General features: G+C 71.5%; 23 protein-coding genes. 10 read left to right on the top strand and 13 right to left on the bottom strand.

Annotated elements, in window-relative coordinates; all coding sequences use genetic code 11:
- Window positions 1-42 precede the first annotated feature (42 nt).
- A complete protein-coding gene (locus ACIQPT_RS00115; RefSeq protein ID WP_401150658.1) occupies window positions 43-1017 on the top strand; it encodes a DUF6397 family protein in 975 nt (324 codons plus the stop codon).
- A gap of 39 nt (window positions 1018-1056) precedes the next feature.
- On the top strand, window positions 1057-1545 hold the full coding sequence (locus tag ACIQPT_RS00110) for a GNAT family N-acetyltransferase (protein ID WP_401150655.1): 489 nt from the start codon (window positions 1057-1059) through the stop codon (window positions 1543-1545).
- A 56-nt stretch (window positions 1546-1601) separates the two neighbouring features.
- Here ACIQPT_RS00110 and ACIQPT_RS00105 read toward each other — a convergent pair whose 3' ends face one another.
- Entirely contained in the window at window positions 1602-2303 is a 702-nt protein-coding gene (locus ACIQPT_RS00105) for a histidine phosphatase family protein (RefSeq protein ID WP_401150652.1), read from the bottom strand.
- A 248-nt stretch (window positions 2304-2551) separates the two neighbouring features.
- On the opposite strand from ACIQPT_RS00105, the gene ACIQPT_RS00100 reads away from it, so the two are divergent.
- A complete protein-coding gene (locus tag ACIQPT_RS00100; protein WP_401150649.1) occupies window positions 2552-3214 on the top strand; it encodes an LAETG motif-containing sortase-dependent surface protein in 663 nt (220 codons plus the stop codon).
- Between the two features lie 125 nt (window positions 3215-3339).
- Here the strand turns inward: ACIQPT_RS00100 and ACIQPT_RS00095 are convergent, their stop codons facing one another.
- Window positions 3340-5472, bottom strand: a complete 2133-nt coding sequence (locus ACIQPT_RS00095) for a SpoIIE family protein phosphatase (protein WP_401150647.1) — start codon at window positions 5470-5472, stop codon at window positions 3340-3342.
- Window positions 5473-5688: 216 nt separating this feature from the next.
- On the opposite strand from ACIQPT_RS00095, the gene ACIQPT_RS00090 reads away from it, so the two are divergent.
- A complete protein-coding gene (locus tag ACIQPT_RS00090; RefSeq protein ID WP_401150645.1) occupies window positions 5689-6792 on the top strand; it encodes an enoyl-CoA hydratase/isomerase family protein in 1104 nt (367 codons plus the stop codon).
- 63 nt (window positions 6793-6855) lie between these two features.
- Here the strand turns inward: ACIQPT_RS00090 and ACIQPT_RS00085 are convergent, their stop codons facing one another.
- Both ACIQPT_RS00085 and ACIQPT_RS00080 read right to left on the bottom strand, forming a co-directional pair.
- Window positions 6856-7083 carry a hypothetical protein gene (locus tag ACIQPT_RS00085; RefSeq protein ID WP_401150642.1) on the bottom strand — a complete coding sequence of 76 codons (228 nt, stop codon included), beginning with the start codon at window positions 7081-7083 and terminating at the stop codon, window positions 6856-6858.
- Between the two features lie 100 nt (window positions 7084-7183).
- On the bottom strand, window positions 7184-7657 hold the full coding sequence (locus ACIQPT_RS00080) for a hypothetical protein (RefSeq protein WP_401150640.1): 474 nt from the start codon (window positions 7655-7657) through the stop codon (window positions 7184-7186).
- A gap of 193 nt (window positions 7658-7850) precedes the next feature.
- Between ACIQPT_RS00080 and ACIQPT_RS00075 the strand changes: the two genes are divergently transcribed.
- Window positions 7851-8693 (top strand): pentapeptide repeat-containing protein, encoded by an 843-nt coding sequence (locus ACIQPT_RS00075; protein WP_401150637.1) that lies wholly within the window; start codon window positions 7851-7853, stop codon window positions 8691-8693.
- 9 nt (window positions 8694-8702) lie between these two features.
- Here the strand turns inward: ACIQPT_RS00075 and ACIQPT_RS00070 are convergent, their stop codons facing one another.
- The 5 genes from ACIQPT_RS00070 to ACIQPT_RS00050 all read right to left on the bottom strand — a co-directional run bounded on the left by ACIQPT_RS00070 (window position 8703) and on the right by ACIQPT_RS00050 (window position 11752).
- Window positions 8703-9221 carry an SRPBCC family protein gene (locus ACIQPT_RS00070; RefSeq protein WP_401150634.1) on the bottom strand — a complete coding sequence of 173 codons (519 nt, stop codon included), beginning with the start codon at window positions 9219-9221 and terminating at the stop codon, window positions 8703-8705.
- A 136-nt stretch (window positions 9222-9357) separates the two neighbouring features.
- Window positions 9358-9948 carry a hypothetical protein gene (locus ACIQPT_RS00065; RefSeq protein WP_401150632.1) on the bottom strand — a complete coding sequence of 197 codons (591 nt, stop codon included), beginning with the start codon at window positions 9946-9948 and terminating at the stop codon, window positions 9358-9360.
- A 4-nt stretch (window positions 9949-9952) separates the two neighbouring features.
- A complete protein-coding gene (locus tag ACIQPT_RS00060; RefSeq protein WP_401150629.1) occupies window positions 9953-10996 on the bottom strand; it encodes a DUF6286 domain-containing protein in 1044 nt (347 codons plus the stop codon).
- Window positions 10993-11211, bottom strand: a complete 219-nt coding sequence (locus ACIQPT_RS00055) for a hypothetical protein (protein WP_401151562.1) — start codon at window positions 11209-11211, stop codon at window positions 10993-10995. The genes ACIQPT_RS00060 and ACIQPT_RS00055 overlap by 4 nt, the downstream gene beginning before the upstream one ends.
- A gap of 16 nt (window positions 11212-11227) precedes the next feature.
- On the bottom strand, window positions 11228-11752 hold the full coding sequence (locus ACIQPT_RS00050; RefSeq protein ID WP_401150626.1) for an Asp23/Gls24 family envelope stress response protein: 525 nt from the start codon (window positions 11750-11752) through the stop codon (window positions 11228-11230).
- Between the two features lie 323 nt (window positions 11753-12075).
- Here ACIQPT_RS00050 and ACIQPT_RS00045 point away from each other — a divergent pair, with 323 nt between their 5' ends.
- The 3 genes from ACIQPT_RS00045 to ACIQPT_RS00035 are packed head-to-tail and all read left to right on the top strand — an operon-like array spanning window position 12076 to window position 13714.
- On the top strand, window positions 12076-12663 hold the full coding sequence (locus ACIQPT_RS00045; protein ID WP_401150624.1) for an RNA polymerase sigma factor: 588 nt from the start codon (window positions 12076-12078) through the stop codon (window positions 12661-12663).
- Entirely contained in the window at window positions 12660-13379 is a 720-nt protein-coding gene (locus tag ACIQPT_RS00040; RefSeq protein WP_401150622.1) for a hypothetical protein, read from the top strand. The genes ACIQPT_RS00045 and ACIQPT_RS00040 overlap by 4 nt, the downstream gene beginning before the upstream one ends.
- The gene (locus ACIQPT_RS00035; protein ID WP_401150619.1) at window positions 13376-13714 is read left to right on the top strand and encodes an Asp23/Gls24 family envelope stress response protein; all 339 of its coding nucleotides are present in this window, start codon (window positions 13376-13378) and stop codon (window positions 13712-13714) included. Before ACIQPT_RS00040 ends, ACIQPT_RS00035 begins: the two co-directional genes overlap by 4 nt.
- 105 nt (window positions 13715-13819) lie before the next feature.
- On the opposite strand, the gene ACIQPT_RS00030 is transcribed toward ACIQPT_RS00035, so the two are convergent.
- Complete coding sequence (locus ACIQPT_RS00030; RefSeq protein ID WP_401150617.1) at window positions 13820-14479, bottom strand: NADPH-dependent F420 reductase; 660 nt, start codon at window positions 14477-14479, stop codon at window positions 13820-13822.
- Window positions 14480-14850: 371 nt separating this feature from the next.
- Here ACIQPT_RS00030 and ctaD point away from each other — a divergent pair, with 371 nt between their 5' ends.
- A complete protein-coding gene (ctaD, locus tag ACIQPT_RS00025; RefSeq protein ID WP_401151560.1) occupies window positions 14851-16524 on the top strand; it encodes a cytochrome c oxidase subunit I in 1674 nt (557 codons plus the stop codon).
- A 45-nt stretch (window positions 16525-16569) separates the two neighbouring features.
- A complete protein-coding gene (locus tag ACIQPT_RS00020) occupies window positions 16570-16911 on the top strand; it encodes a hypothetical protein (protein WP_401150614.1) in 342 nt (113 codons plus the stop codon).
- 150 nt (window positions 16912-17061) lie between these two features.
- Here ACIQPT_RS00020 and ACIQPT_RS00015 read toward each other — a convergent pair whose 3' ends face one another.
- The 3 genes from ACIQPT_RS00015 to ACIQPT_RS00005 form a co-directional block, all read right to left on the bottom strand.
- On the bottom strand, window positions 17062-17439 hold the full coding sequence (locus ACIQPT_RS00015; RefSeq protein ID WP_401150611.1) for a VOC family protein: 378 nt from the start codon (window positions 17437-17439) through the stop codon (window positions 17062-17064).
- Window positions 17440-17475: 36 nt separating this feature from the next.
- A complete protein-coding gene (locus ACIQPT_RS00010; RefSeq protein ID WP_401150609.1) occupies window positions 17476-19089 on the bottom strand; it encodes a sigma-70 family RNA polymerase sigma factor in 1614 nt (537 codons plus the stop codon).
- 232 nt (window positions 19090-19321) lie between these two features.
- Entirely contained in the window at window positions 19322-19516 is a 195-nt protein-coding gene (locus ACIQPT_RS00005) for an antitoxin (RefSeq protein WP_401150607.1), read from the bottom strand.
- Between the last annotated feature and the right edge of the window lie 362 nt (window positions 19517-19878).

The following is a 19878-nucleotide window of genomic DNA, read 5'->3' as shown; positions in this document are numbered from 1 at the left end:
CGTGATCACGGAGAGTATTCGTGTCGACGGGGGAGGACAGTCATGACGGTCAGGGAAGTGCTCCGAGCACACACCGGGACCCTGGACGCGCGGGCCGAGCACCTGAGCGCGGACGCAGCGGGAGAGGGCGGGCACACCTCGTCCGCCGCCCCGGCGGCGACGGCCGCGGCCGGGCGCGCGGCCCAGGAACTGGGCCTCCGGCGTGCACAGTTCGAGCTGGCGGTGCACCTGGGGCTGATCGCCGTCGTCGGTGCACCGGGCGGTGGCCGGCCACGGGTGCATGAGGAGGAGATCGCGCGCCTGCGGGAGCAGCCGGGCTTCCCCGATGGCCTGGCGGAGCGGGTCCGCACCGTCGGCACGGCGGAAGGGGCGGGCCTGCTGGACATCGCTCCGGCACGGTTCACCCGGCTGGCACGGGCGGGCTGCGTCTCACCGGTCACCTTCTACCTGAACCGGTATCGCGCGGTGGTCTGGCTCTACCTCGCGGACGAGCTCGCGGCGTTCGCGGCCCGGGAGCCCGAGCTGCTGGCGGGGCGGACGCCCCCGGGGATCCGCGCGATGCTGGAGTCCGGCGCCGACTGGCGGGCGCGCAACTGGCGTTCGCAGCGCATCGACCGGCTGCTGAACCGCACGCCGGATCCCTGGGCGCGATCCGCGGTCCAAGCGTCGGCGCTGGATCCGGTGCAGCTGGCGGAAGTGGTGGACGACCCCTACGAACGCGCCTATCTCGTACGGGTCCGGCCGGAGCCGGTCTTCGGACGTCCGGGATCGATGGCGGCGAGGGAGGCCATGGGGGAGCTGACGCTCGCCGACGACCCGGACGAAATCCTCTGGCGGCGGGTCAACCTGACCCTGGAGCTGGACCGGGCGCGCGAGGACCGGCCGGCCCCGCGTCCTGGGGACGACGGGGGAGTACGGGCGGCGCCGGCCGTCCGGACCGAGTGCGCAGCGGTGGGTGCGCTGGCCGCAAAGGGGTTCCTCGCCAGACTGGGGCGGCGTGTGCGGGGCGCCGGATGAAATTTCGCGCCGTCCGTTCGGATAGGTCATCCTGTCCGGATGTTGATCAGGGAAGCAACCTCCGAGGACTGGCCCGCCATCTGGCCGTTCTTCCATGCGATCGTCTCCGCGGGCGAGACGCTCACCTATCCGCTCGATCTTGGTAAGGAGGACGCCGAGGGCTGGTGGTTCGTCGCGGCGCCGAGCCGGGTGGTCGTCGCCGTGGACGATTCCGGGACGGTGCTCGGCACGGCGAAGATGAACCGCAACCACATGGGCAACGGATCCCACATAGCCAGCGCCACCTATATGGTCGACCCCGCTCACTCCGGCCGGGGAGTGGGACGCGCGCTGTGCGAACACTCGGTCGACTGGGCTCGCGCCGAAGGGTATCGGGCCATGCAGTTCAACGCGGTGGTCGAGACCAACACCCATGCCGTCAAGCTGTACCGGTCGATCGGCTTCGACGTGATCGGCACCCTCCCGGAGGGCTTCCACCACCCGACCGAGGGCTATGTGGGGCTGCACATCATGCACAAGGCCCTGTGACGCCATAGCGTCCTGCCACCGCGCTGCCTCCCCGGCCTCAGGGGCGAGCGCGGCGATCAGGCGGAGGGATGACCAGCTGTCGGTCCCAGCTCCGGGCCCGGGAGTGTACGCCCGGCCGGGCCACCGTCCGCCGTGCCGCTCGCGGTGACCCCGGGGACGACCGTCCCGGCCCAGGAAAGAGCCGTCCACCCCGAGTCCGGTGAGCCCTCGACCACCACGACGCCCGTGTTGTCCAGGCCGTGTTCGGCGGCGAACTCGACCGTGACGTTCTGCGCGCGGGAAGCCGTCCACACACGGATGGCGGCACCATGACTGACGAGCGCCACGGTCCCGGGCTCCCCGGCCTCCGCCGCCTCGGCCACCACCGCGTCGAAGCGGGCCAGGGCCTCCGCTCCACTTTCGCCCCCGGGCATCCGGCGGGCGATGTCTCCGGCTGACCAGGCGAAGGCGGTCGTCAGATACTGCCGGATGGCGTCCTCGTCGGCCTGCATCTCCAGGTCACCGGCCGACAGTTCCCGGATCCCGTCACGGATCCGGACCTCGAGGCCCCGCTCCGCGGCCAGCGGCGCGGCCGTGAGCTGCGTACGCGTCAGGGTGGAGACGTACAACGCGGCGATGTTCTCTCCGGTGAGCGCCCCGGGCAGCGCCGCCGCCTGCCGCAGTCCCAGGTCGGTGAGGCCGGGGCCGGGTCGCGCGGTGTCCAGGAAGTTGCCGAGGTTGGACGGTGTCTGGCCGTGACGGATCAGCAGCATTCGCATAGAACGGGTCATGCTCCAGGCTCGGGCGCGCAGGCGGCGGCAGATAGATGTGCGGCCCACCCTCTCATTCGGCCACCGCCGGAGCACGGTACGACAGGAGGTCTGCCCGCCTTGCCGTAAGTAGCGGGGATATGCCGGGAGTTGGTGCGGGGAACTACGCACGGGGCGACTGCGCCGTTCCTGGGCGATGGCAGTACTGTGCGCCCCACCGCCATTCGGGCGATGAGAAGTATCTGGAGGAAGAATCCATGACCATACCCAGGAGATCGTGGCGTGGCACGGGAGCACTCGTGGCCGCTGCGGTCGTCGGTCTGACCGGAGGCGTCATCTCCGCCGGTCCGGCCGCTGCTCACACCCCCACCTGGGCCGTGACCTGCTCCGAGGTGACTGTTGACCTCACGAACTACACGAGCGACGTCCCCAACACGGTGACCGTCACGGTGGACGGCAAGGACCTGCTCCCTACCGAGACGTTCGGCCGTGAGTTCCACAAGAAGCTGACGCTTCCCGAGCACGACAAGCCGGTGACTGTCCGACTGGTCGTCAAGGACGCCGACGGCGACGGCAAGCACTCCATCGACAAGTCGGAGACGGCGAAGGTGTGCGACGAGCCCACTCCCACGCCGAGCGAGCCGGCCCCGAGCGAGCCGGCCCCGAGCGAGCCGGCCCCGAGCGAGCCGGCCCCGTCGGAGACGCCGTCCACCGAGCCGCCCGCGCCGAGCGCCACCCCCAGCGAGCAGCCTTCGGAGTCCGCGCCCGCCGTGCCCGCTCCGAGCCCGAGCTCGCCGGACCTGGCCGAGACCGGCTCGTCGTCGTCGACGCCGGTCATCGGCGGCGCCGCTGTCGCGGTGCTGCTGGCCGGAGGCGGCATCCTCTGGGCCGTCCGCAAGCGGCGTACCGTCCAGAACTGACGCTCCCGCGCCCAGCGGACCCGGTAAGCCGCGGCTGAGGCCGTACGAGCCGTGGTCGAGGGGGTGCCGTGTCACCGCGGTGACACGGCACCCCTTCTAAGTCCGCCGCCACCTCTCCTTGTCCGTCACCGTTCCACGGCCGTCGGCGGCGGCGCGGTGGCGGGCGGGGGAGTGGGGCCGATCTCGCACCAGACCGCCTTGCCCTCGCCGCGGGGCTCGATCCCCCAGCGCGTGGCGACCGCGTCGAGCAGGAGCAGCCCCCGGCCGGAGGTGGACGTCTCGCCCGGCGTACGCCGACGGGGCCAGGCGCTGGACCGGTCCTGGACCGACAGCCGGATCCGCCGTACCGGTTCGGGCAGCACTTCCAGTGTCAGGACGGCCCCGCCCTCGGTGTGCAGGAGCACATTCACCAACAACTCGCCCGTCACGAGCTCCGCGTCGTCGGCGAATTCGGCCATGTCCCAGTCGGCGAGTGCCTGGCGCACGATCGCGCGGGCGTCCGAGAGCCCTTCCGGGTCCGCCTGGTGGATGTACTGATGGAGCCGCGGCGCGTGCGACGACCCGACGTCCGGGCTCCGGCGCAGGACCAGGAGCGCCACATCGTCCCCCGACCCCCAGCGTTCCCACAGCCGTTCCGAGAGATGATCGGCCAGCGCCTCGGCCCCGGCCGGCCCGGCGCTCACCTCGTTGCGCAGCGCGTCGATGCCGGTGTCGAGGTCGGCTCCCGGCTCCTCCACCAGCCCGTCCGTGTACAGCACGAACGTCTCACCGGGCACCAGGTCGAGCCGGGTCTCCGGGTATTCCTCGTCCTGGAGGTCCGTGGAGGTGCCCAGCGGCAGGCCACCGCGCACCTGCGGACTGCCGACCCGCCCGTCGACGTGGCGGATCAACGGGCCTAGGTGCCCGGCCCGCACCACCTGCACCGCCCCGGACGCCAGGTCGACCTGGGCGTACGTGCAGGTGGCGAAGCGCTCGGTGTCCAGCTCGGCGAGGAAGCGGGAGGCCCGCGCCAGCACGGTGGCCGGCGGGTGCCCCTCGGCGGCGTACGCGCGCAGGGCGATGCGCAACTGGCCCATGATCGCGGCCGCGTGGGTGTCATGCCCCTGAACGTCGCCCACGACCAGCCCGTAACGGTTCTTGGGCAGGGTGATCACGTCGTACCAGTCGCCGCCGACCTGACGGCCGCTCCACGCGGCGTGGTACCGGACCGCGATCTCGCCGCCCTCGACGTCCTGTATCCGGGGCGGGAGCATCGCGGACTGGAGCTGGGTGGCGAACTCCCTCTCCTCGTCGAACAGCATCGCCCGTTGCAGGGACTGGGCCACGATGGCGGCGAGGCCCAGGCAGAGAATGCGCTCGTCCGCGTTGAAGACCGTGCGCTCCCGGTAGAAGAGGGCCAGCCCGCCGAGCGACCGTGCCTGGGCCACCAGCGGAAGATACGCCGCCGCCCGGAACCTGAGCCTCCCGAGATGCGGCTCCAGTTCCGGGTAGCGCCGGGCCAGCGCGGCGAGGGAGGTGATGAACCGGGGGCGACCGCTGCGGATGGTGTCCGCCAGGGGGAGGTTGCGGTCGAGGTCACCGGAGCCGAGCCCGTCCAGCACCTCGAGCGACTCGCCGCTCAGCGCGACGATGTTCAGCGCGGAATTCTCCACGAGCCCGAGGGCGAGACCGTCCGCGCCGAGGCGGGCCAGCCCGCCGGGTCCGGTGAGAGCGGCCGTCACATCGTCCACGGTCACCGCACGGGACATGGCACTCGTTGTGCGTTCAACGATATTGGTCTGGCGTTGCCGCCGCTTTTCCAGATCGAGAACGAAGGCCGAATGGGTGACCTCCGCCGTCGCGTCCCGGACGATCCCCACGATCCGGTGGGCCCTTCCGTCCTTCGATCGCAGGATACGGGCCTGGACATGGGTCCACTGCGTGGTCCCGTCGTCCAGCGGCACGCGGAAGTGGACGCTGTAGGAAGTGCTGCCGCCGGTGATGGCCTCGTCGATCGTGACGTCGAGCCGGGCCCGTTCCGCCGGTTCCAGGTGCTCCAGCAGCGCGCCGGGTCGTGAGTCGAACGTCGTCGGATCCACGCCGAACACCATGAGCCCGGCCTCGTCGATGTCCAGGGTCCTGGTGTCCAGGTCCCAGTCGAAGCTGCCGGTCCGGTTCATGGCGAGGCGTTCCGTCGGCCGGATCTCACCGTTGGTATTCCGGTCGATCCGGCGGAGCGGAGATGCTTCGGCGTCCTGCCGCCGTTCGTCGTCGGTCATTCCTGCTCCGGAGGTCGTCCGGCGGGGCCGTGCGTCGGCGCACCCCGTAGGCCTCAATTGTCGAGCCGTATCCATCGGAGTGCCACAGCGGCCCGCCCCGCACCGCCCCCCACCGCTACCGGACCGGTCCGGGGGCCGCAGAATGGCGGCCGAGGACCATCCCTGACCATGGAAGGCGTCCCAGGTGTCCACGAGCACAGCGAGCGGAGCGCACGCATGACCGACGACCGGCCCGTCCTGCTGGAGACGCGGGGCACATGCCTGCACATCACACTGAACCGCCCCCGGGCCCTCAACGCCCTCAGCCACACCATGGTGGGGCTTCTCGACGCGGCCCTGGCCCGCGCCGAACAGGACGAGGCGATCGACACGGTGCTGCTGTCCGGGGCGGGCGACCGGGGCCTGTGCGCCGGTGGCGACATCCGCGCCCTGCACGACGACGCACGGGCCTCGGGGCGTGCGTCCCTGGAGTTCTGGCGCGACGAATACCGCCTCAACGCCCGCATCGCCGGATTCCCCAAGCCGTACGTCGCGCTGATGGACGGCATCGTGATGGGCGGCGGAGTCGGGGTGTCGGCCCACGCCGGAGTCCGGGTCGTCACCGAACGCTCACGTGTCGCCATGCCCGAGACCGCGATCGGCTTCGTGCCCGATGTCGGGGGCACCCGCCTGCTGGCCTCCGCCCCCGGCGAACTGGGCACACATCTGGCGCTCACGGGTCGTTCCGTGGGAGCGGCCGACGCCGTTCTCTGCGGTCTGGCCGATTACCACGTCCCGGCCCGCCTCCTGCCGGCCCTGACCGAAGCGCTGGGTGAGCCCGCCGACCAGGGCACCCCCGTCGCGGGCATCGTCCAGCGGTTCGCCACCGAGCCGCCCGCGGGTGAGCTCGCCGCGCAGCGCGGCTGGATCGACGCCTGCTACGCGGCGGACACCGTGGAGGAGATCGTCCGACGGCTGCGCGGCAGTGGCGTCGCGGCAGCCGAGACAGCGGCGGACGAACTCCTCACCAAGTCGCCCCTCGCGCTCAAGGTCACGCTCGCGGCCGTCCGCCGGGCAGCCCGGCTCGACAGCCTGGAAGCCGTCCTCGACCAGGAGTTCCGCGTCTCCTGCCGGGCGTTCGAGCACCCCGATTTCGTGGAGGGGGTGCGCGCCCGGATCATCGACAAGGACAACGCCCCGCAGTGGAAGCCGGGCTCCCTCGCCGAGGTCGACGACCAGGAGGTCGCCCGGTTCTTCGCACCGCTCGGCCCCGGCGAACAGGAACTCGGTCTCGCACCGGTGTCCACGGACGCTCCTACGGGGGAGGGGCGGGCCGGCTAGGACGGCCCCCGGGCCAGGCCCGCCCGGCGGCGGGCTCGTCCGGCGCGGGGCCGGCCGACGCTCCTAACTGTCGCTGCCGGAAAGACTCGGCTGCAGTGCCCGGACAAGAGCGAACAGCCGGCCCTCGTTGCCTGTCAGCCCGGCGCTGCGCAGTGCCTGGTCGGCCTCCCGCATCGGAGAGGTGAGCAACGGCAGGTAGACCGGTGCGTCGTCGGGGTCCGCGAGCGCTGCTCGGGTGGCCTCCAACAGGCGGACGTACGCCTGCGCCGCGGCGAGCTCGTCGTTGTCCATCTCAGCTTCTCCTTCTCAGAGCTGTCTGGACGTCAAGCATCACCCATGGGTCTGACAACGCCTCCTCAAGCCCGGCCGTGCCCGCCCACCCTGCCCGGCCCTACAACCCGCTCGGCGGCTCCACCTCCAGGTAGCGCCGTCTGCGGGGTCCCCGGTAGAGCAGCACCGTCCAGCCCAGACCCCGCAGGGCCGAAGCGCAGCCGGCCAACGCGTCCTCCTCGTCGTGGGCGGCGCCGCTGCCGGGCGGCCCGGTCCACTCGACCCGTACCGAACCCGCCGACTCCCCGTCGCTCACCCGGTATCCGGCCGACACCCGGAGCCCCGACGCGTCGACGGCCGAAGGAGTCGCCCCCGAGCTCTCCAGTGCCAACGCCACCGCTCTGACCGGGCGGTTGAGTTCCCACAGGGCAGGCGCGGCCTCGGGGTCGGGCCGCCCGGCGCCGGTGAGGCGACGGATCTGCAGCAGTCCCTCGAACGCGGTCCGCACCGAAGCGGCCCGCGCCGCCGCGGGTTCGGCAGCCGGTGGGCCGTCGCCGGTCGCGGGCTCGAACCCGGTGCCCTCCTCCGTGCCCATGCGTTCCCCTCGTCGTCCGTACCGCGCCCAGTGTGCACCGGCGGCAGAGCCGGTAGAAGCGGCAGAAGTCGACAGAAGCCGGCAGAAGACGCGGAGACCGACGGGAGCGTCGCTCCCCGGCGTCGCCTCGGTACACTCGTGTGCTCTGCATCCGTACTTTCCGCAACACCATCCACGCAAGGACCCGCCACCCGTGCCCGAGAACGATCCGACCGTCGTGCCCGACAACGGACGGGAGGCTCTGCGCGCGGACTGCACGAACTGTTTCGCCCTGTGCTGCGTCGCACTCACGCTGACGGCCTCGTCGGACTTCGCCATCGACAAGGACGCCGGACGGCCCTGCCCCAACCTCCAGGACGACTTCCGCTGCGGCATCCACACCCGGCTGCGCCCGAAGGGCTTCTCCGGCTGCACGGTGTACGACTGCTTCGGCGCCGGGCAGAAAGTCTCCCAGGAGACCTACGGAGGCCGCGACTGGCGTTCGTCCCCCGACCTCGCCGCGCAGATGTTCCAGGTGTTCCCCGTCATGCGCCAGCTCCATGAACTGCTGTGGTACCTCACCGAAGCCCTGACGCTGCCGGCCGCACGTCCCCTGCATCCGGAGCTCCGCCGCGCCCTGGAAGCGACGGAACGGCACACCGCGCGCCCCGCCGTCGACTTCGCGGAACTGGACGTCGCCGGTCACCGTGACCGGGTCGCCGGACTGCTTCTGCGCACCAGCGAACTCGTCCGGGCCACCGCGCCCCGCCGCAAGAAGCGCAACCACCGCGGCGCCGACCTCATGGGGGCGCGGCTGCGGGGCGCCGACCTGCGCGGAGCGGACCTCCGCGGGGCCTATCTGATCGCCGCCGACCTCACCGGCGCCGACCTCCGCCTGGCCGACCTCATTGGTGCGGACTTCCGTGACGCCGACCTCTCGGGCGCCGACCTCACAGGAAGCCTGTTCCTCACGCAGGCCCAGCTCAACGCAGCCAAGGGCAATGCGAAGACAGCGCTCCCCGCATCTCTGAGCCGCCCCTCTCACTGGGCCGATTAGGACCGGCGTCTAGCTTCCGGTTCCCGGAGTGTCTGCCTCCAGCGCCGCCTTGAGACGCTCCAGCGTCGTACGGATGTTGCCGACCTGGAACTGCGCGAACGTCTTCCCGCCGGTCGCGACACGGTCGAAGCCGTTGGCGAGGAAGTCCGGCCAGCGACGGCGGTCGTCGGTCCAGGTCTCGGTGACCCGGGTCGCACCGTCCACCGCCTCGAAACGGTACTCCCAGGTGGCGATCGGCCCCGGGAGCCGAGGGCGTCGCAGACCGATCGCGTGCACCCGGAAGGCGAACCGCTCGCCGGGATCGGCCGCCGTCACCGTGCACCGTGTCGTCCAGCTCCCCCCGCCGCGCTTGTTCCGGCCGTCGAAGACCATGCCGACATAGGCGCCGCGCCGATCGCCGTGCACGGTCGCGCCTCGGTTCTCGGGGCTCCAACGCCCCATCGCCGTGGGGTCGCTGAGCTGCTCGTAGACCTGTGCCGGGGTGGCGTCGATGATGATGCTGTCCGCTACGGACATGGTGCGGGGCATAGCGCGACTCCTTGTCCACGGCCGTCGACGGACCACGCCCGGGTGCCGTACGGACCGTGGGCCGACATCCCGGAGGCCATACCTTACTCTTGGGTAGATTCTGTGGGGCGGCGGGTTGGCGCTTGGCAGCGGAGGCTCAACGTGTCCGCCGCTCCCGGTGGTTCGCGACCCGGATCCGTACGTCGGCCGACAGGCTCTGTACGCCGCTGCCGGCCCGGGCGTCCGCGACGACCCCGGCCACCTCCCGTATGACTCCCGCCGGCCGGGCCCCGGGCTCCACGACCACCGTCACCTCCGCCCGCAGCGGTCGGCCCACCAGACGCACCCGGGAACGCGCCACCTCGTCGAACGCCGCCATCTGCGCCGTCATCGCCCGCTCCCACGCGCGCCTGCGCAGCACCTGCCCGGTCCGCGGCAGCGCCGCCCACCGGGGCCCGCCCGACAGCGCCTGACGGGCCAACCACCACACCAACAGAGCCAGTACGACAGTGAGCCCGGCGATCATCGCGGGACTCCACCAGCCGTTCTCCCGGAGCCGTGCCGGAAGCTCTCGGTCCAGCAGCACTCCGTCCGCCGCAGGCGCCGGCCACCAGCGCGGCACACGGTCTCCCACCGCGCCCCACGCCGAACCGTCGCCCATGGCCAGCCAGCCGCCGCCGGCTACCAGCACCAGCCCGGCGGCACCGAGCAGCGACCGGTTGACCATGCCACGCCTGATCACCGACATCCCCTCACACCTCTTTCCGCTCGGCCGAAGCCGAAGCCGAAGCCGAAGCCGAAGCCGAAGCCGCTGTCGTCGAAGCCGCCGTGGATTCCGTCGGTCCCTCGGTGGACGGGCGCTGCCCGTGCGGTTCGGGCCGGACCCGGGCCCGGGCCCGGACCCGCAGCGTGGGCGTCCGCGCCAGACCCAGCTCCGGCAAGGCCGCGTCGACGACCCGGACCACCTCGGCCCGTACCCGCTCCGGGTCGCCGAACCCCACGTCTGTCAGCACCCGCACGCGCCGCCGCCCTACGCTTACCCGGGCCCGAACCACCCCGGGTACGCCGGTGGCCCTGTCCTGGACGACCCGGGCGGCGGCGCTACGGTCGAGCGCGGCCCGCAGCCGCGGCGCGGGCACAGCCATCTCGAGCCCGCGCCGCAGCCCCGGCAACAGGGCGCACCCCAGCAGCCAGAGGCCGGTCAGCGCGGCCAGCACTCCACCGGCCCGGACCGCCGTCTCCGCCGGGCCGTGCGTCGAGGCCCAGTCGACCAGCCAGGTCCGCCAGGCGGCGGGCGTGCCGCCGAGCCGGACCGCGACAAGGTCCACCAGGAGCAGCGCGCAGCCGACGGCCCCCACGGCCGCTGTCATGGTCGCGGGGATCCGGCGCTGCGCCCGGATCCGACCGCCCCGGCCACCGCTCGGGGCGGCCTGATCCTTCCCGCGTGCCGTGTCGTCGGCCCACGGGAACTCACCGTCCGCTTTCCCGCCGGGTGGCACCGGGAGCAGCGAGAGCGCGTCGATCCGGATATCGGCGCGCGGTACGGACAGGCCCGTCAGGGCCGCCGTCCGGGTCTGCGCACGTTCACGGATCCGCCGGGCCGTCTCATCGGCCCGCAGCGGATACGGCAGCCGCACGCCGACCGTGACCCGCGCGGAGGAGCCGCGCACCGACGCCGAACCGCGGGTCACCGCGCCGCCGTCGGGCAGCGCCTCGGCCGCCGCCCGCTCGGCGATCCGCCGGACAGCGCGGGGAGCCACCGTCGTCGTGCCACGCCCACCGGCGGGGATCGTCATGGCCGCCGCCCCGCCACCGCGTCCAGGAACTCGCGCAAGCCGGTGCCCCGGTCCACGAGGTGCCCGGCGAACCAGCCCACCGCGCCGAGCGACGCGACCACGAGGAATGCCCCGAACCCGCCGAACCAGCCCGCGAATCCCAGCGCCATGCCCGCCGCGGCCCCGAGCACGCCCCGGCCCGGCGACGCACCGCCGGCCGCGCCGGATTCGTCCATACTCCGTCTCACGCTGTCACGCCACGCGGGTCTCGGACGGGGTGGCCTCGTCGTCGTCCTCAGGGAGATGCACGTCGTTGACCGTCACATTGACCTCGACGACCTCAAGGCCCGTGGTGCGCTCCACCGCGGCGATGACGTTCTCCCGGACGTCGTGCGCCACATCGGTGATCGCGACCCCGTACTCGACGACGAGATCGAGGTCGATGGCCGTCTGGCGCTCGCCCACCTCGACCTTGACACCCCGCCCCACGTTCGGCCGGCCGCCCGGCACCCGGTCGCGGACCGCACCGAGGGTGCGGGAGAGGCCGCCGCCCATGTCGTGGACGCCCGGGATCTCCCGGGCCGCCATCCCCGCGATCTTCACGACGACGGTGTCCGCGATGGAGGTGCGGCCCCGCGTCGCCGCCGGCTCGGCCGCCCCGGTTGCCCCGCTGCCGAGGGTGGTCGTCCCGCCCGCGGAACCGCTCGGCTTCGTCACGTCGGTCCGCGCGGAGGCGCTCGCGGCGGGAACGGTTGCTGCAGCCTGGGTGGTGGTCATGGAAACTCCTCGCGTCTCGCTCGGCTCGTTCTGCCTGACATTTCGTTGGACACGCTGCCCGCCGATTCGTCACGCGGGTTCGCCGATATTTCCTGGAAGCCGGACGCGGACGACGGGAGGCGGCGTCACACCGTGCCCGGACATACAGGTGGGCGAGTGCGTGACATTCGGCCCCGGGAGGTGTCCAACCAGGAGAAGCGGTCATGAGGCCGCGTGGAGATGTGCATGGAGAGGTACGTGGAGAGACGCGTGGAGAGCCGTGCACCGGACGCGTACCGAACAGGAGTGAGCGTCGTGGAAACGAGCGGGGAAGGAGTTGGTCCGTGCCCGGTGACGGGAATCAGCTGACGGAGCGCGCGCCGGACGTCGTGCCGTCCGACGAGGCGCTGCTGGTCGCGCGGGCCGGGGAGGGCGACGACGAGGCCTTTGAGGTGCTGGTGCGCAGGCACGGCCCGGCGATGCTGCACCTGGCGATACGGCTTCTCGGCGACCGGGCGGACGCCGAGGACGCCGTACAGGACGCCTTCGTGAACGCCTGGCGCAAACTCCCCGAGTTCCGCCGGGACGCCTCCTTCCCCACCTGGCTCTACCGCATCGTCACCAACCGCTGCCTCAACCGGCTCAGAGCCCGCAGACCGGCGGTGGACCTCGACTCGGTGCCCGAGCAGGCCGCCCCCGAGCACCAGTCGTCCCCGGCCCGTGCGGTGGAGTCGCGGGCCGCCGTAGTCGCGCTGGCCGAGGCGATGGCGGGCCTCTCACCCGAACAACGCGTGTGCTGGGTGCTGCGCGAGATGCAGGGACTGTCGTACGAGAGCATCGCGGAGACGGTCGGAATCAGTCTGCAGGCGGTCCGCGGCCGGGTCTTCCGCGCCCGCCGCTACCTGACGGAGGCGATGAGCGCATGGCGATGAGCGCCAATCCGGACCGGCCGGAAGAGAGCCGGCACGAGGAGGACGAGCGGCTCGCCTGCGGGCGGCTCCTCACCGATGTCTGGGAGGCCTGGGACACCGGCCGCTCGGCGGACGATCCCCACTTCGTGGACTGCCCCTTCTGCTCGGCCGCCCTGGCCGACCTCAGCGGCCTCGGCGACGCGGTGCGCCGTACCTGTGCGCAGGAGCCGGGCCCACCGGACGCCACGGCCATAACGGCCCGCGTCATGGACCTCGTACGCCTCGAACTGCGCCCGGGGCGCCCACTGCCGCTCGGGGAACCGGGGGAGGACCACTGGATGGTCGAGGCCGCGGTCGCCCGGATGCTGCGGGCGGCGGTCGACAGGTTGCCCGGGGTGCGGGCCGGAAGCTGCCGCATCGCCCCCGTCGAACCGACGGACCCCGCCGGCGAGCTGCATGTCCGGGTCGAGGTCGCGGCGAGCCTCGACCGGTCCATGCCGGATCTGGCCGACGACGTGCGCGCACGGATCGCCGAGGTCGCCGACCGGGACATCGGGATCCGCCTCGTCACCACCGACGTCTTCGTCGTCGACATTCTCGACACCCTCGACATCCACTACGAGGATGACGGGCACCGCCGGCACGGGAATGGCGACGGGGAGGGCGGTACGGGTACGGCCATCGGCCATCACGCGGACGGTCGGGCCGACGGACACGGGACGGGAGCAACGCGATGACCGCGGACACACGCCGGGACCGGATGGCCGGGGCGACCGCCGAGGCCGCTCGCGGTGTACCGGGCGTCGCCTTCCTGCGCCCCGGCGTGGCGGATCTGCTGCGCACCCGGATCGCCGACCGCACCCCGCGTCGCACCCCGTCGACCGGGAACAAGGCGCCAGGAGTGCGCGTCAGCCGGGACGCGGGCGACCGCTGGCACCTCGACATCCGGCTCGTCCTGCAACGCGATCACCGGGCGCTCGACGTGACCCGGGCCGTACGGGCCGCGGTCCTCGCCGCGCTGCCCGAGGAGGCGTCGGTATCGGTGCGGATCACCGTGACGGGGGTGGTCTGAGAAGGGGCGCTCAGAGGACGGCCGACGACCCGGCCGGGCGGGTACCCCCGTTTCCCGCCTGGCCGGAGTCTTCTCCCGGTCGTCCCTGCCGCATGACGCCTGCGGTCAGGCGCGCCACTCCGCCGTGCGTTCCGGCGATGCCTCCGAGAGGGCCTTCACGATGGCGTCGACCTCGCCCCGGTTGCCGTACACCGGCGTACCGGGCTGCTGGCGCCACGAATCGTCCAGGCCACCGCTGTCGACCGTGTCGAAGCCCAGCTCGTCGATGAGGTCACGCACCGCCTGCTTGGACGTCGGATCGTCGCCGGCCACCGGGACCGCCTGCCGCCCCGGAGTGCCCTGCGGACGGCCGCGGTCCAGGATGTCCTGGGCGTATGTGCCGTTGAACGCCTTGATCACAGGGTGGCCGATCTGCTGCTCCGTCCACCGGCTCTCGGGCAGGCCGTCCTCGATGGCGGCGATGCGGCCGTCGCGCTGCTGCGGGTAGTAGTTGCCCGTGTCGATGACCGTGGCGCCCTCCGCCGCGCCCTCGAGAAATCCGTCGGGCAGGTCGGGCACGGCCTTGAGGGGGACGGTGACCACGACCACCTGGGCGCCTTGTGCGGCCTCCGACGCGGTCACCGGCCTCGCTCCGGTCTCTTCGGCGAGGGCCGTCAGTGTGTGGGGACCACGGGAGTTGGCGACGGAGACCTCGTGGCCGAGAGCGGTCAGACGCCGCGTCAGGTTGCCGCCGATGTTGCCCGCGCCGATGATGCCGATCTTCATGGAGATCCGACCTTCCGAAGCTTGCCGAGTGGAGAGAGGGAGAGAAGGGGAGCCAAGTGGTTCTGTCGGTTCACCAACTCCGGGGGCAGAGGCGCTATTCCGTTTTCCGTGAGGGAATATCCGATCGGCCCCCGGACGTTGACATGCGTTCTCGGGTTGCCCCCCGGGCGAGGTCGGAGCGTTCGCCGTAGGCCATTTGAGTGTCCTTGTCGGCCGCTCGCGCCGGACGGGGAAGGATGTCCCACCGCACCGATCGCCATGGGTCCATTCTGGTCGCCGAGTCCACACGGGCCGTCGATCGAAGGAGCGTCGTAGTGACGACGAGGGGCATCTCGCAACCGGTGGAGACCGATACCGCCGAACAGGACGAAATGCCGGTACGACGCGGGGAACCCGGCAACGTCATCATCAAGTGGATGACCTCGACGGACCACAAGACGATCGGCACGCTCTACCTTGTCACCTCCTTCGCGTTCTTCTGCGTGGGAGGGCTCCTGGCCCTGGTGATGCGCGCCGAACTGGCCCGGCCCGGTATCCAACTGCTCTCGAACGAGCAGTTCAACCAGGCGTTCACGATGCACGGCACGATCATGCTGCTGATGTTCGCGACGCCCCTGTTCGCCGGATTCGCGAACTGGATCATGCCGCTCCAGATCGGCGCCCCCGACGTGGCGTTCCCGCGGCTGAACATGTTCGCGTACTGGCTGTATCTCTTCGGCTCGCTCATCGCGGTGGCGGGCTTCCTCACCCCGCAGGGCGCCGCGGACTTCGGCTGGTTCGCCTACGCCCCGCTCAACGACGCGGTCCGCTCGCCGGGCATCGGCGCCGACATGTGGATCATGGGTCTGGCCTTCTCCGGATTCGGAACGATCCTCGGCTCGGTCAATTTCATCACCACGATCATCTGCATGCGCGCACCCGGCATGACGATGTTCCGCATGCCGATCTTCGTCTGGAACGTCCTGCTGACCGGCGTCCTGGTCCTGCTGGCCTTCCCGGTCCTCGCCGCGGCCCTGCTGGCGCTGGAGGCCGACCGTAAATTCGGCGCACATATCTTTGACGCGGCCAACGGCGGCGCACTGCTGTGGCAGCATCTGTTCTGGTTCTTCGGCCACCCCGAGGTCTACATCATCGCCCTGCCGTTCTTCGGCATCGTCACCGAGATCTTTCCGGTCTTCAGCCGCAAACCAGTATTCGGTTACATCGGCCTGGTCGCGGCCACGATTGCCATCGCGGGTCTGTCCGCGACCGTATGGGCACACCACATGTTCGTCTCGGGCGCTGTGTTGCTGCCGTTCTTCTCGTTCATGACATTCCTCATCGCGGTGCCGACCGGTGTGAAGTTCTTCAACTGGATCGGCACGATGTGGAAGGGGTCCATCTCCTTGGAGACCCCGATGCTGTGGGCCATCGGGTTTCTGGTCACCTTCCTGTTCGGCGGCCTGACCGGAATCATCCTCGCCTCACCGCCCATGGACTTCCATGTCTCCGACTCGTACTTCGTCGTCGCCCACTTCCACTACGTGGTGTTCGGCACGGTGGTGTTCGCGATGTTCGCCGGATTCCACTTCTGGTGGCCGAAGTTCACCGGGAAGATGCTGGACGAACGGCTCGGGAAGGCGACGTTCTGGACACTCTTCGTCGGATTCCACGGAACGTTCCTCGTTCAGCACTGGCTCGGCGCCGAGGGCATGCCGCGGCGTTACGCGGACTATCTGGACGCCGACGGATTCACCGCGCTGAACACGATCTCCACCATTTCCTCCTTCCTGCTCGGACTGTCGGTCCTGCCGTTCTTCTACAACATCTGGAAGACCGCCAAGTACGGAAAGAAGATCGAGGTCGACGACCCATGGGGCTACGGCCGTTCGCTGGAGTGGGCGACCTCCTGCCCGCCGCCCCGGCACAACTTCGTCACCCTGCCGCGGATCCGTTCCGAATCTCCTGCGTTCGACCTGCACCACCCGGCGGTCCGCTCCCTGGAGGAAGCCACCAACCGCCCCGGGAACTCCACGATCATTGCCCCGGGGGACCAGCACGAGTGAAGACGACCCCGGCCCGGACGGCCCCGACGGAGAGGAGGAGGACGGGTGGAACCCGACAAGGACAGTGCCCGGGGCCTGGCCCAACTGGAGGGCTTTCTGCTGTGGAACGCCGAGGTCGAGCGGGCGCGACGGCAGGCACGCCGATTCACCGACCAGCTGCCCTGGCTGACCACGGCGCAGCGTGAGGACGTCGAGCGGGTGTTCATCGCCGAACGCGTCACCGCATCCCGGGAGTCGCTCACCCGCATCCGCGACCGCGCGGACGAACTCCGCGAGGAGTACACCGGGCGCTATGCCCGGCTCCGCGCCCGCTGCGTCGCCGTCTCGGCCGGCGCGGTGGGCGCGGCGACCTGCCTGGGCACGGCGCTGACGCTGGTCCTGCGCTGACCCTGGCGGGCTCCGGCTGGCTCTGGTGGGCTCCGGTGGGTTCCGGCGGGCTTCCACGGGGCTCCGGTGAGGTTCCGGTGCGGCTGACAAGCGGCCGCACCGGACGAGCCCGGGACGCGGGAGCGGTGCCGGGGGTGGTGCCGGGGGTGGTCAGTGGCGCACGAGGCAGAAGGGGTGCCCGGCAGGATCCGCGTACACCCGCCAGCCGCGCCCCTCGTCCCCGGCGTCGAGCAGTGACGCCCCGGACTCCAGGACCTCGTCGTGGGCCCGTTCCTGGTCGGTGACGCCGAAGTCCAGATGAGACTGCTGGGGCGAGTCCTGGCCGGGCCAGCGAGGCGGCCGGTAGTCGGTCACCCGCTGAAAGGCCAGGACGAGGCCACCGGGCGTGTGGAGCGTGGACCAGTCCGCGTCGCACCCCCACCGCCGGTCGGGGCGGTCGACCTCGCCCCCGAGCAACGACGCGTAGAAACCGGCCAGTTCCCTCGGGTCCGGGCAGTCCAGGACCACGCACTCCAGTTCAGCGATCATGAACGCATCGTAAGCGTGGCCGTGTGCCACGCGGACTCAGCGGGCCCCGAACACCTGCGTCCACACCGGACCGCCGCCGGAATCCACCTTCCCCACGCCGATCTCCTTGAAGGAGCAGTTGAGGATGTTCGCGCGGTGTCCCGGACTGTCCATCCAGGACCGCATCACATCGGCCGGGGTCCGCTGCCCCTTGGCGATGTTCTCGCCGTAGGTGGACCACCGGTATCCGGCGGCGGTGATCCGGTCGCCCGGGTCCCTGCCGTCCTGCGAGGTGTGCGAGAAGTAGTCGTTGGCGTCCATGTCGGCGGAGTGCCGTTGCGCAGCCGTGTTGAGCTGGTCGTTGACGGTCACCGGACCACAGCCCTCCTTGGCCCGTTCCGCGTTGACCAGCTCCGTGACCTGCCCGGCGGTCCCCGCCGGGGCGGGCGGCGCGGGCGCGGGCGGGGCCGGCTTCGGCACCGGTGCGGCGGAGCTGGGAGCGGGCGGCGGGGTGCTCTTCTTCGGCTTCGCCTTGGGCGTACGCGAGGGGCTCGGCGACGGGGAGACGCTGGGCGACGCCGAAGCGGACGCGGATGCCGAGGGAGACGGGGACGAGGTGGGTGAGGCCGGTGCGGCCGCCTGCGAACGGGGCGCCGGAGCGTCGGCCGTGACGGTCGTCGCGTCCCGCTCGTCGCCGTCGGTGTAGAGGTGTACCGCCGCGCCGCCCGTGCCCAGCGCCGCGACCGCGACCACGGCGGCGACGGCCGAGTTGCGGCGGCGGCGCCGGGCCTGCACCCGTCTGCGCTCGGCGCGTCCCGCCCCGGTGTTGTCCGCACCCGGCCAGGGGGCCTGCAGATGCGTCGCGGTGGCGAGCAGATCGGGAGCGGCCCCCGCCCCCGCCCCCGCCGCCGCGGCCACCGGGACCAGCGCGAGGCCCACGAGCAGTCCCTCGGCGGGCACCAGGCCCGAACCGTGCCCCGAACACACCGTGCACTCGCGGGCGTGGCGGGCCAGCCGCTTGCGCCACAGCGCGGAGGGGACGCCGTCCCAGCCGGCGGTGATGCCTTCCAGCAGCACGCACGGCGGTTCGGCCGCCAGCGCGCCCACCACGACCCGCGCCGCCTCCAACTGGGCCTTCATCCGCTGCACCCGTACGGCGGTGTGCTGCGGGGAGAGCTCGAGAGCGGCGGCCACCTCCGCCCGGGACAGATGCCCGGCGGTCTCCAGCCACCACAGGGACAGCAGCGCGCGGTCGTCCTCGTCCAGCCAGCGCGTCGCCTCCGCCACCTGCCGCCGCTGACCGGTCAGGCCGAGCTCCAGGATCGTCACCTCGACGAAGTCCGCGCGGGGATCCGGCAGGTCGTACGCGGTGTCCAGCCGGTCCGCCGGTATCGCCCCCGACTGCCTCTCACGCCAGTGCGTGCGTATCTCGTTCATGGCTATCGCCACCAGCCAGGAACGGAAACGCTCCGGGTCGCGCAGCTCGGGCAGGCCCCGGAGCATGCGCAGCACCGTCTCCTGCACCACGTCGTCCACGTCCGCATGACCGTCCAGCGCGCGTCCGACGACGTTGTACAGCAGCGGCAGGTACGCCGAGACGAGCTGGTCCTTGGCCTGCTGGTCGCCGCCCTGCGCCGCCGCGATCAAGACCGACGGGTGATCCTTGCCCATGCTGTGCTCACTCTTCCGGGGTCGGGTGCTGTCACTTCCCACACTCGGGAGATGGGGTGCGGGCGGGACAATAACAAGAATCCGGTGGGCAACCCCGGAAACCTTCCCGCCCATAAAGGCCTATATCCGCGCACACCCGGTCCGTGCCACGGATCACCTTCCGTGGCACGGACCGGGTGTGCGGGACGGGCGGCGACCGGCCGGCGGTCGCCCGGTCCCCGGCGGGGGCGGCTCAGGTGCGGGGCGGCCCGTCCTGGTCGCGGTCCGCCCCGAACTGCTGCTTGAGCTTGTCCTGGGCGGTGTCGACGTGGCCCTTGTACTTGCCCTTCGTACGGTCGTCGACCATGTCGCCGGCCTTGTCGACGCCCTTGTCGACGTGACCCTCGTGGCCCTTGAGCATCTTCTTGATCTTGTCCAGTGCGGACATACGGGCTCCTCCTCGACTCAGCGCCCCCCCACATCAAGGGTCACCGCACCGGGCCCGGCCCGCATCCGCGCCGGGAGGCCGCGAGGGCGCGCGCGGGCGGGACGTGTGAAGCCGCTCCGACTGGGCACATACCGGTTGACCAGGAGGAGGTGGTGGCAATGGGCCGCATCCGAGTCGTCGTCCGTCGTCCCCCGCCCCCTTCGGGGCCGCCGCCGCTCGATCTGCGCACACCGTCCGGCCGCCCCCTGCCCTACTGACCCCGGCCAGGCCCTAGAGATCGTCTTCAAAAGTCAGATCCAGAGCAGGATTGAGGCGATGGTGATGGCTGCCTGGTAGGACTCGCGGGTTTTGTCATAGCGGGT

The organism is Streptomyces sp. NPDC091289, assembly GCF_044757365.1.
Lineage (GTDB): Bacteria > Actinomycetota > Actinomycetes > Streptomycetales > Streptomycetaceae > Streptomyces.
Note: the sequence above shows the minus strand (reverse complement) of the source record. Positions and strands in the feature narration are given on the sequence as shown.

Bases quoted from the DNA above. Each gene is read 5' to 3' on its own strand.
- ACIQPT_RS00115 (WP_401150658.1), top strand. From the start codon at position 43: ATGACGGTCAGGGAAGTGCTCCGAGCACACACCGGGACCCTGGACGCG.
- ACIQPT_RS00110 (WP_401150655.1), top strand. From the start codon at position 1,057: ATGTTGATCAGGGAAGCAACCTCCGAGGACTGGCCCGCCATCTGGCCG.
- ACIQPT_RS00105 (WP_401150652.1), bottom strand. From the start codon at position 2,303: ATGCGAATGCTGCTGATCCGTCACGGCCAGACACCGTCCAACCTCGGC.
- ACIQPT_RS00100 (WP_401150649.1), top strand. From the start codon at position 2,552: ATGACCATACCCAGGAGATCGTGGCGTGGCACGGGAGCACTCGTGGCC.
- ACIQPT_RS00095 (WP_401150647.1), bottom strand. From the start codon at position 5,472: ATGACCGACGACGAACGGCGGCAGGACGCCGAAGCATCTCCGCTCCGC.
- ACIQPT_RS00090 (WP_401150645.1), top strand. From the start codon at position 5,689: ATGACCGACGACCGGCCCGTCCTGCTGGAGACGCGGGGCACATGCCTG.
- ACIQPT_RS00085 (WP_401150642.1), bottom strand. From the start codon at position 7,083: ATGGACAACGACGAGCTCGCCGCGGCGCAGGCGTACGTCCGCCTGTTG.
- ACIQPT_RS00080 (WP_401150640.1), bottom strand. From the start codon at position 7,657: ATGGGCACGGAGGAGGGCACCGGGTTCGAGCCCGCGACCGGCGACGGC.
- ACIQPT_RS00070 (WP_401150634.1), bottom strand. From the start codon at position 9,221: ATGCCCCGCACCATGTCCGTAGCGGACAGCATCATCATCGACGCCACC.
- ACIQPT_RS00065 (WP_401150632.1), bottom strand. From the start codon at position 9,948: ATGTCGGTGATCAGGCGTGGCATGGTCAACCGGTCGCTGCTCGGTGCC.
- ACIQPT_RS00060 (WP_401150629.1), bottom strand. From the start codon at position 10,996: ATGACGATCCCCGCCGGTGGGCGTGGCACGACGACGGTGGCTCCCCGC.
- ACIQPT_RS00055 (WP_401151562.1), bottom strand. From the start codon at position 11,211: ATGGACGAATCCGGCGCGGCCGGCGGTGCGTCGCCGGGCCGGGGCGTG.
- ACIQPT_RS00050 (WP_401150626.1), bottom strand. From the start codon at position 11,752: ATGACCACCACCCAGGCTGCAGCAACCGTTCCCGCCGCGAGCGCCTCC.
- ACIQPT_RS00040 (WP_401150622.1), top strand. From the start codon at position 12,660: ATGAGCGCCAATCCGGACCGGCCGGAAGAGAGCCGGCACGAGGAGGAC.
- ACIQPT_RS00035 (WP_401150619.1), top strand. From the start codon at position 13,376: ATGACCGCGGACACACGCCGGGACCGGATGGCCGGGGCGACCGCCGAG.
- ACIQPT_RS00030 (WP_401150617.1), bottom strand. From the start codon at position 14,479: ATGAAGATCGGCATCATCGGCGCGGGCAACATCGGCGGCAACCTGACG.
- ctaD (WP_401151560.1), top strand. From the start codon at position 14,851: ATGCCGGTACGACGCGGGGAACCCGGCAACGTCATCATCAAGTGGATG.
- ACIQPT_RS00015 (WP_401150611.1), bottom strand. From the start codon at position 17,439: ATGATCGCTGAACTGGAGTGCGTGGTCCTGGACTGCCCGGACCCGAGG.
- ACIQPT_RS00010 (WP_401150609.1), bottom strand. From the start codon at position 19,089: ATGGGCAAGGATCACCCGTCGGTCTTGATCGCGGCGGCGCAGGGCGGC.
- ACIQPT_RS00005 (WP_401150607.1), bottom strand. From the start codon at position 19,516: ATGTCCGCACTGGACAAGATCAAGAAGATGCTCAAGGGCCACGAGGGT.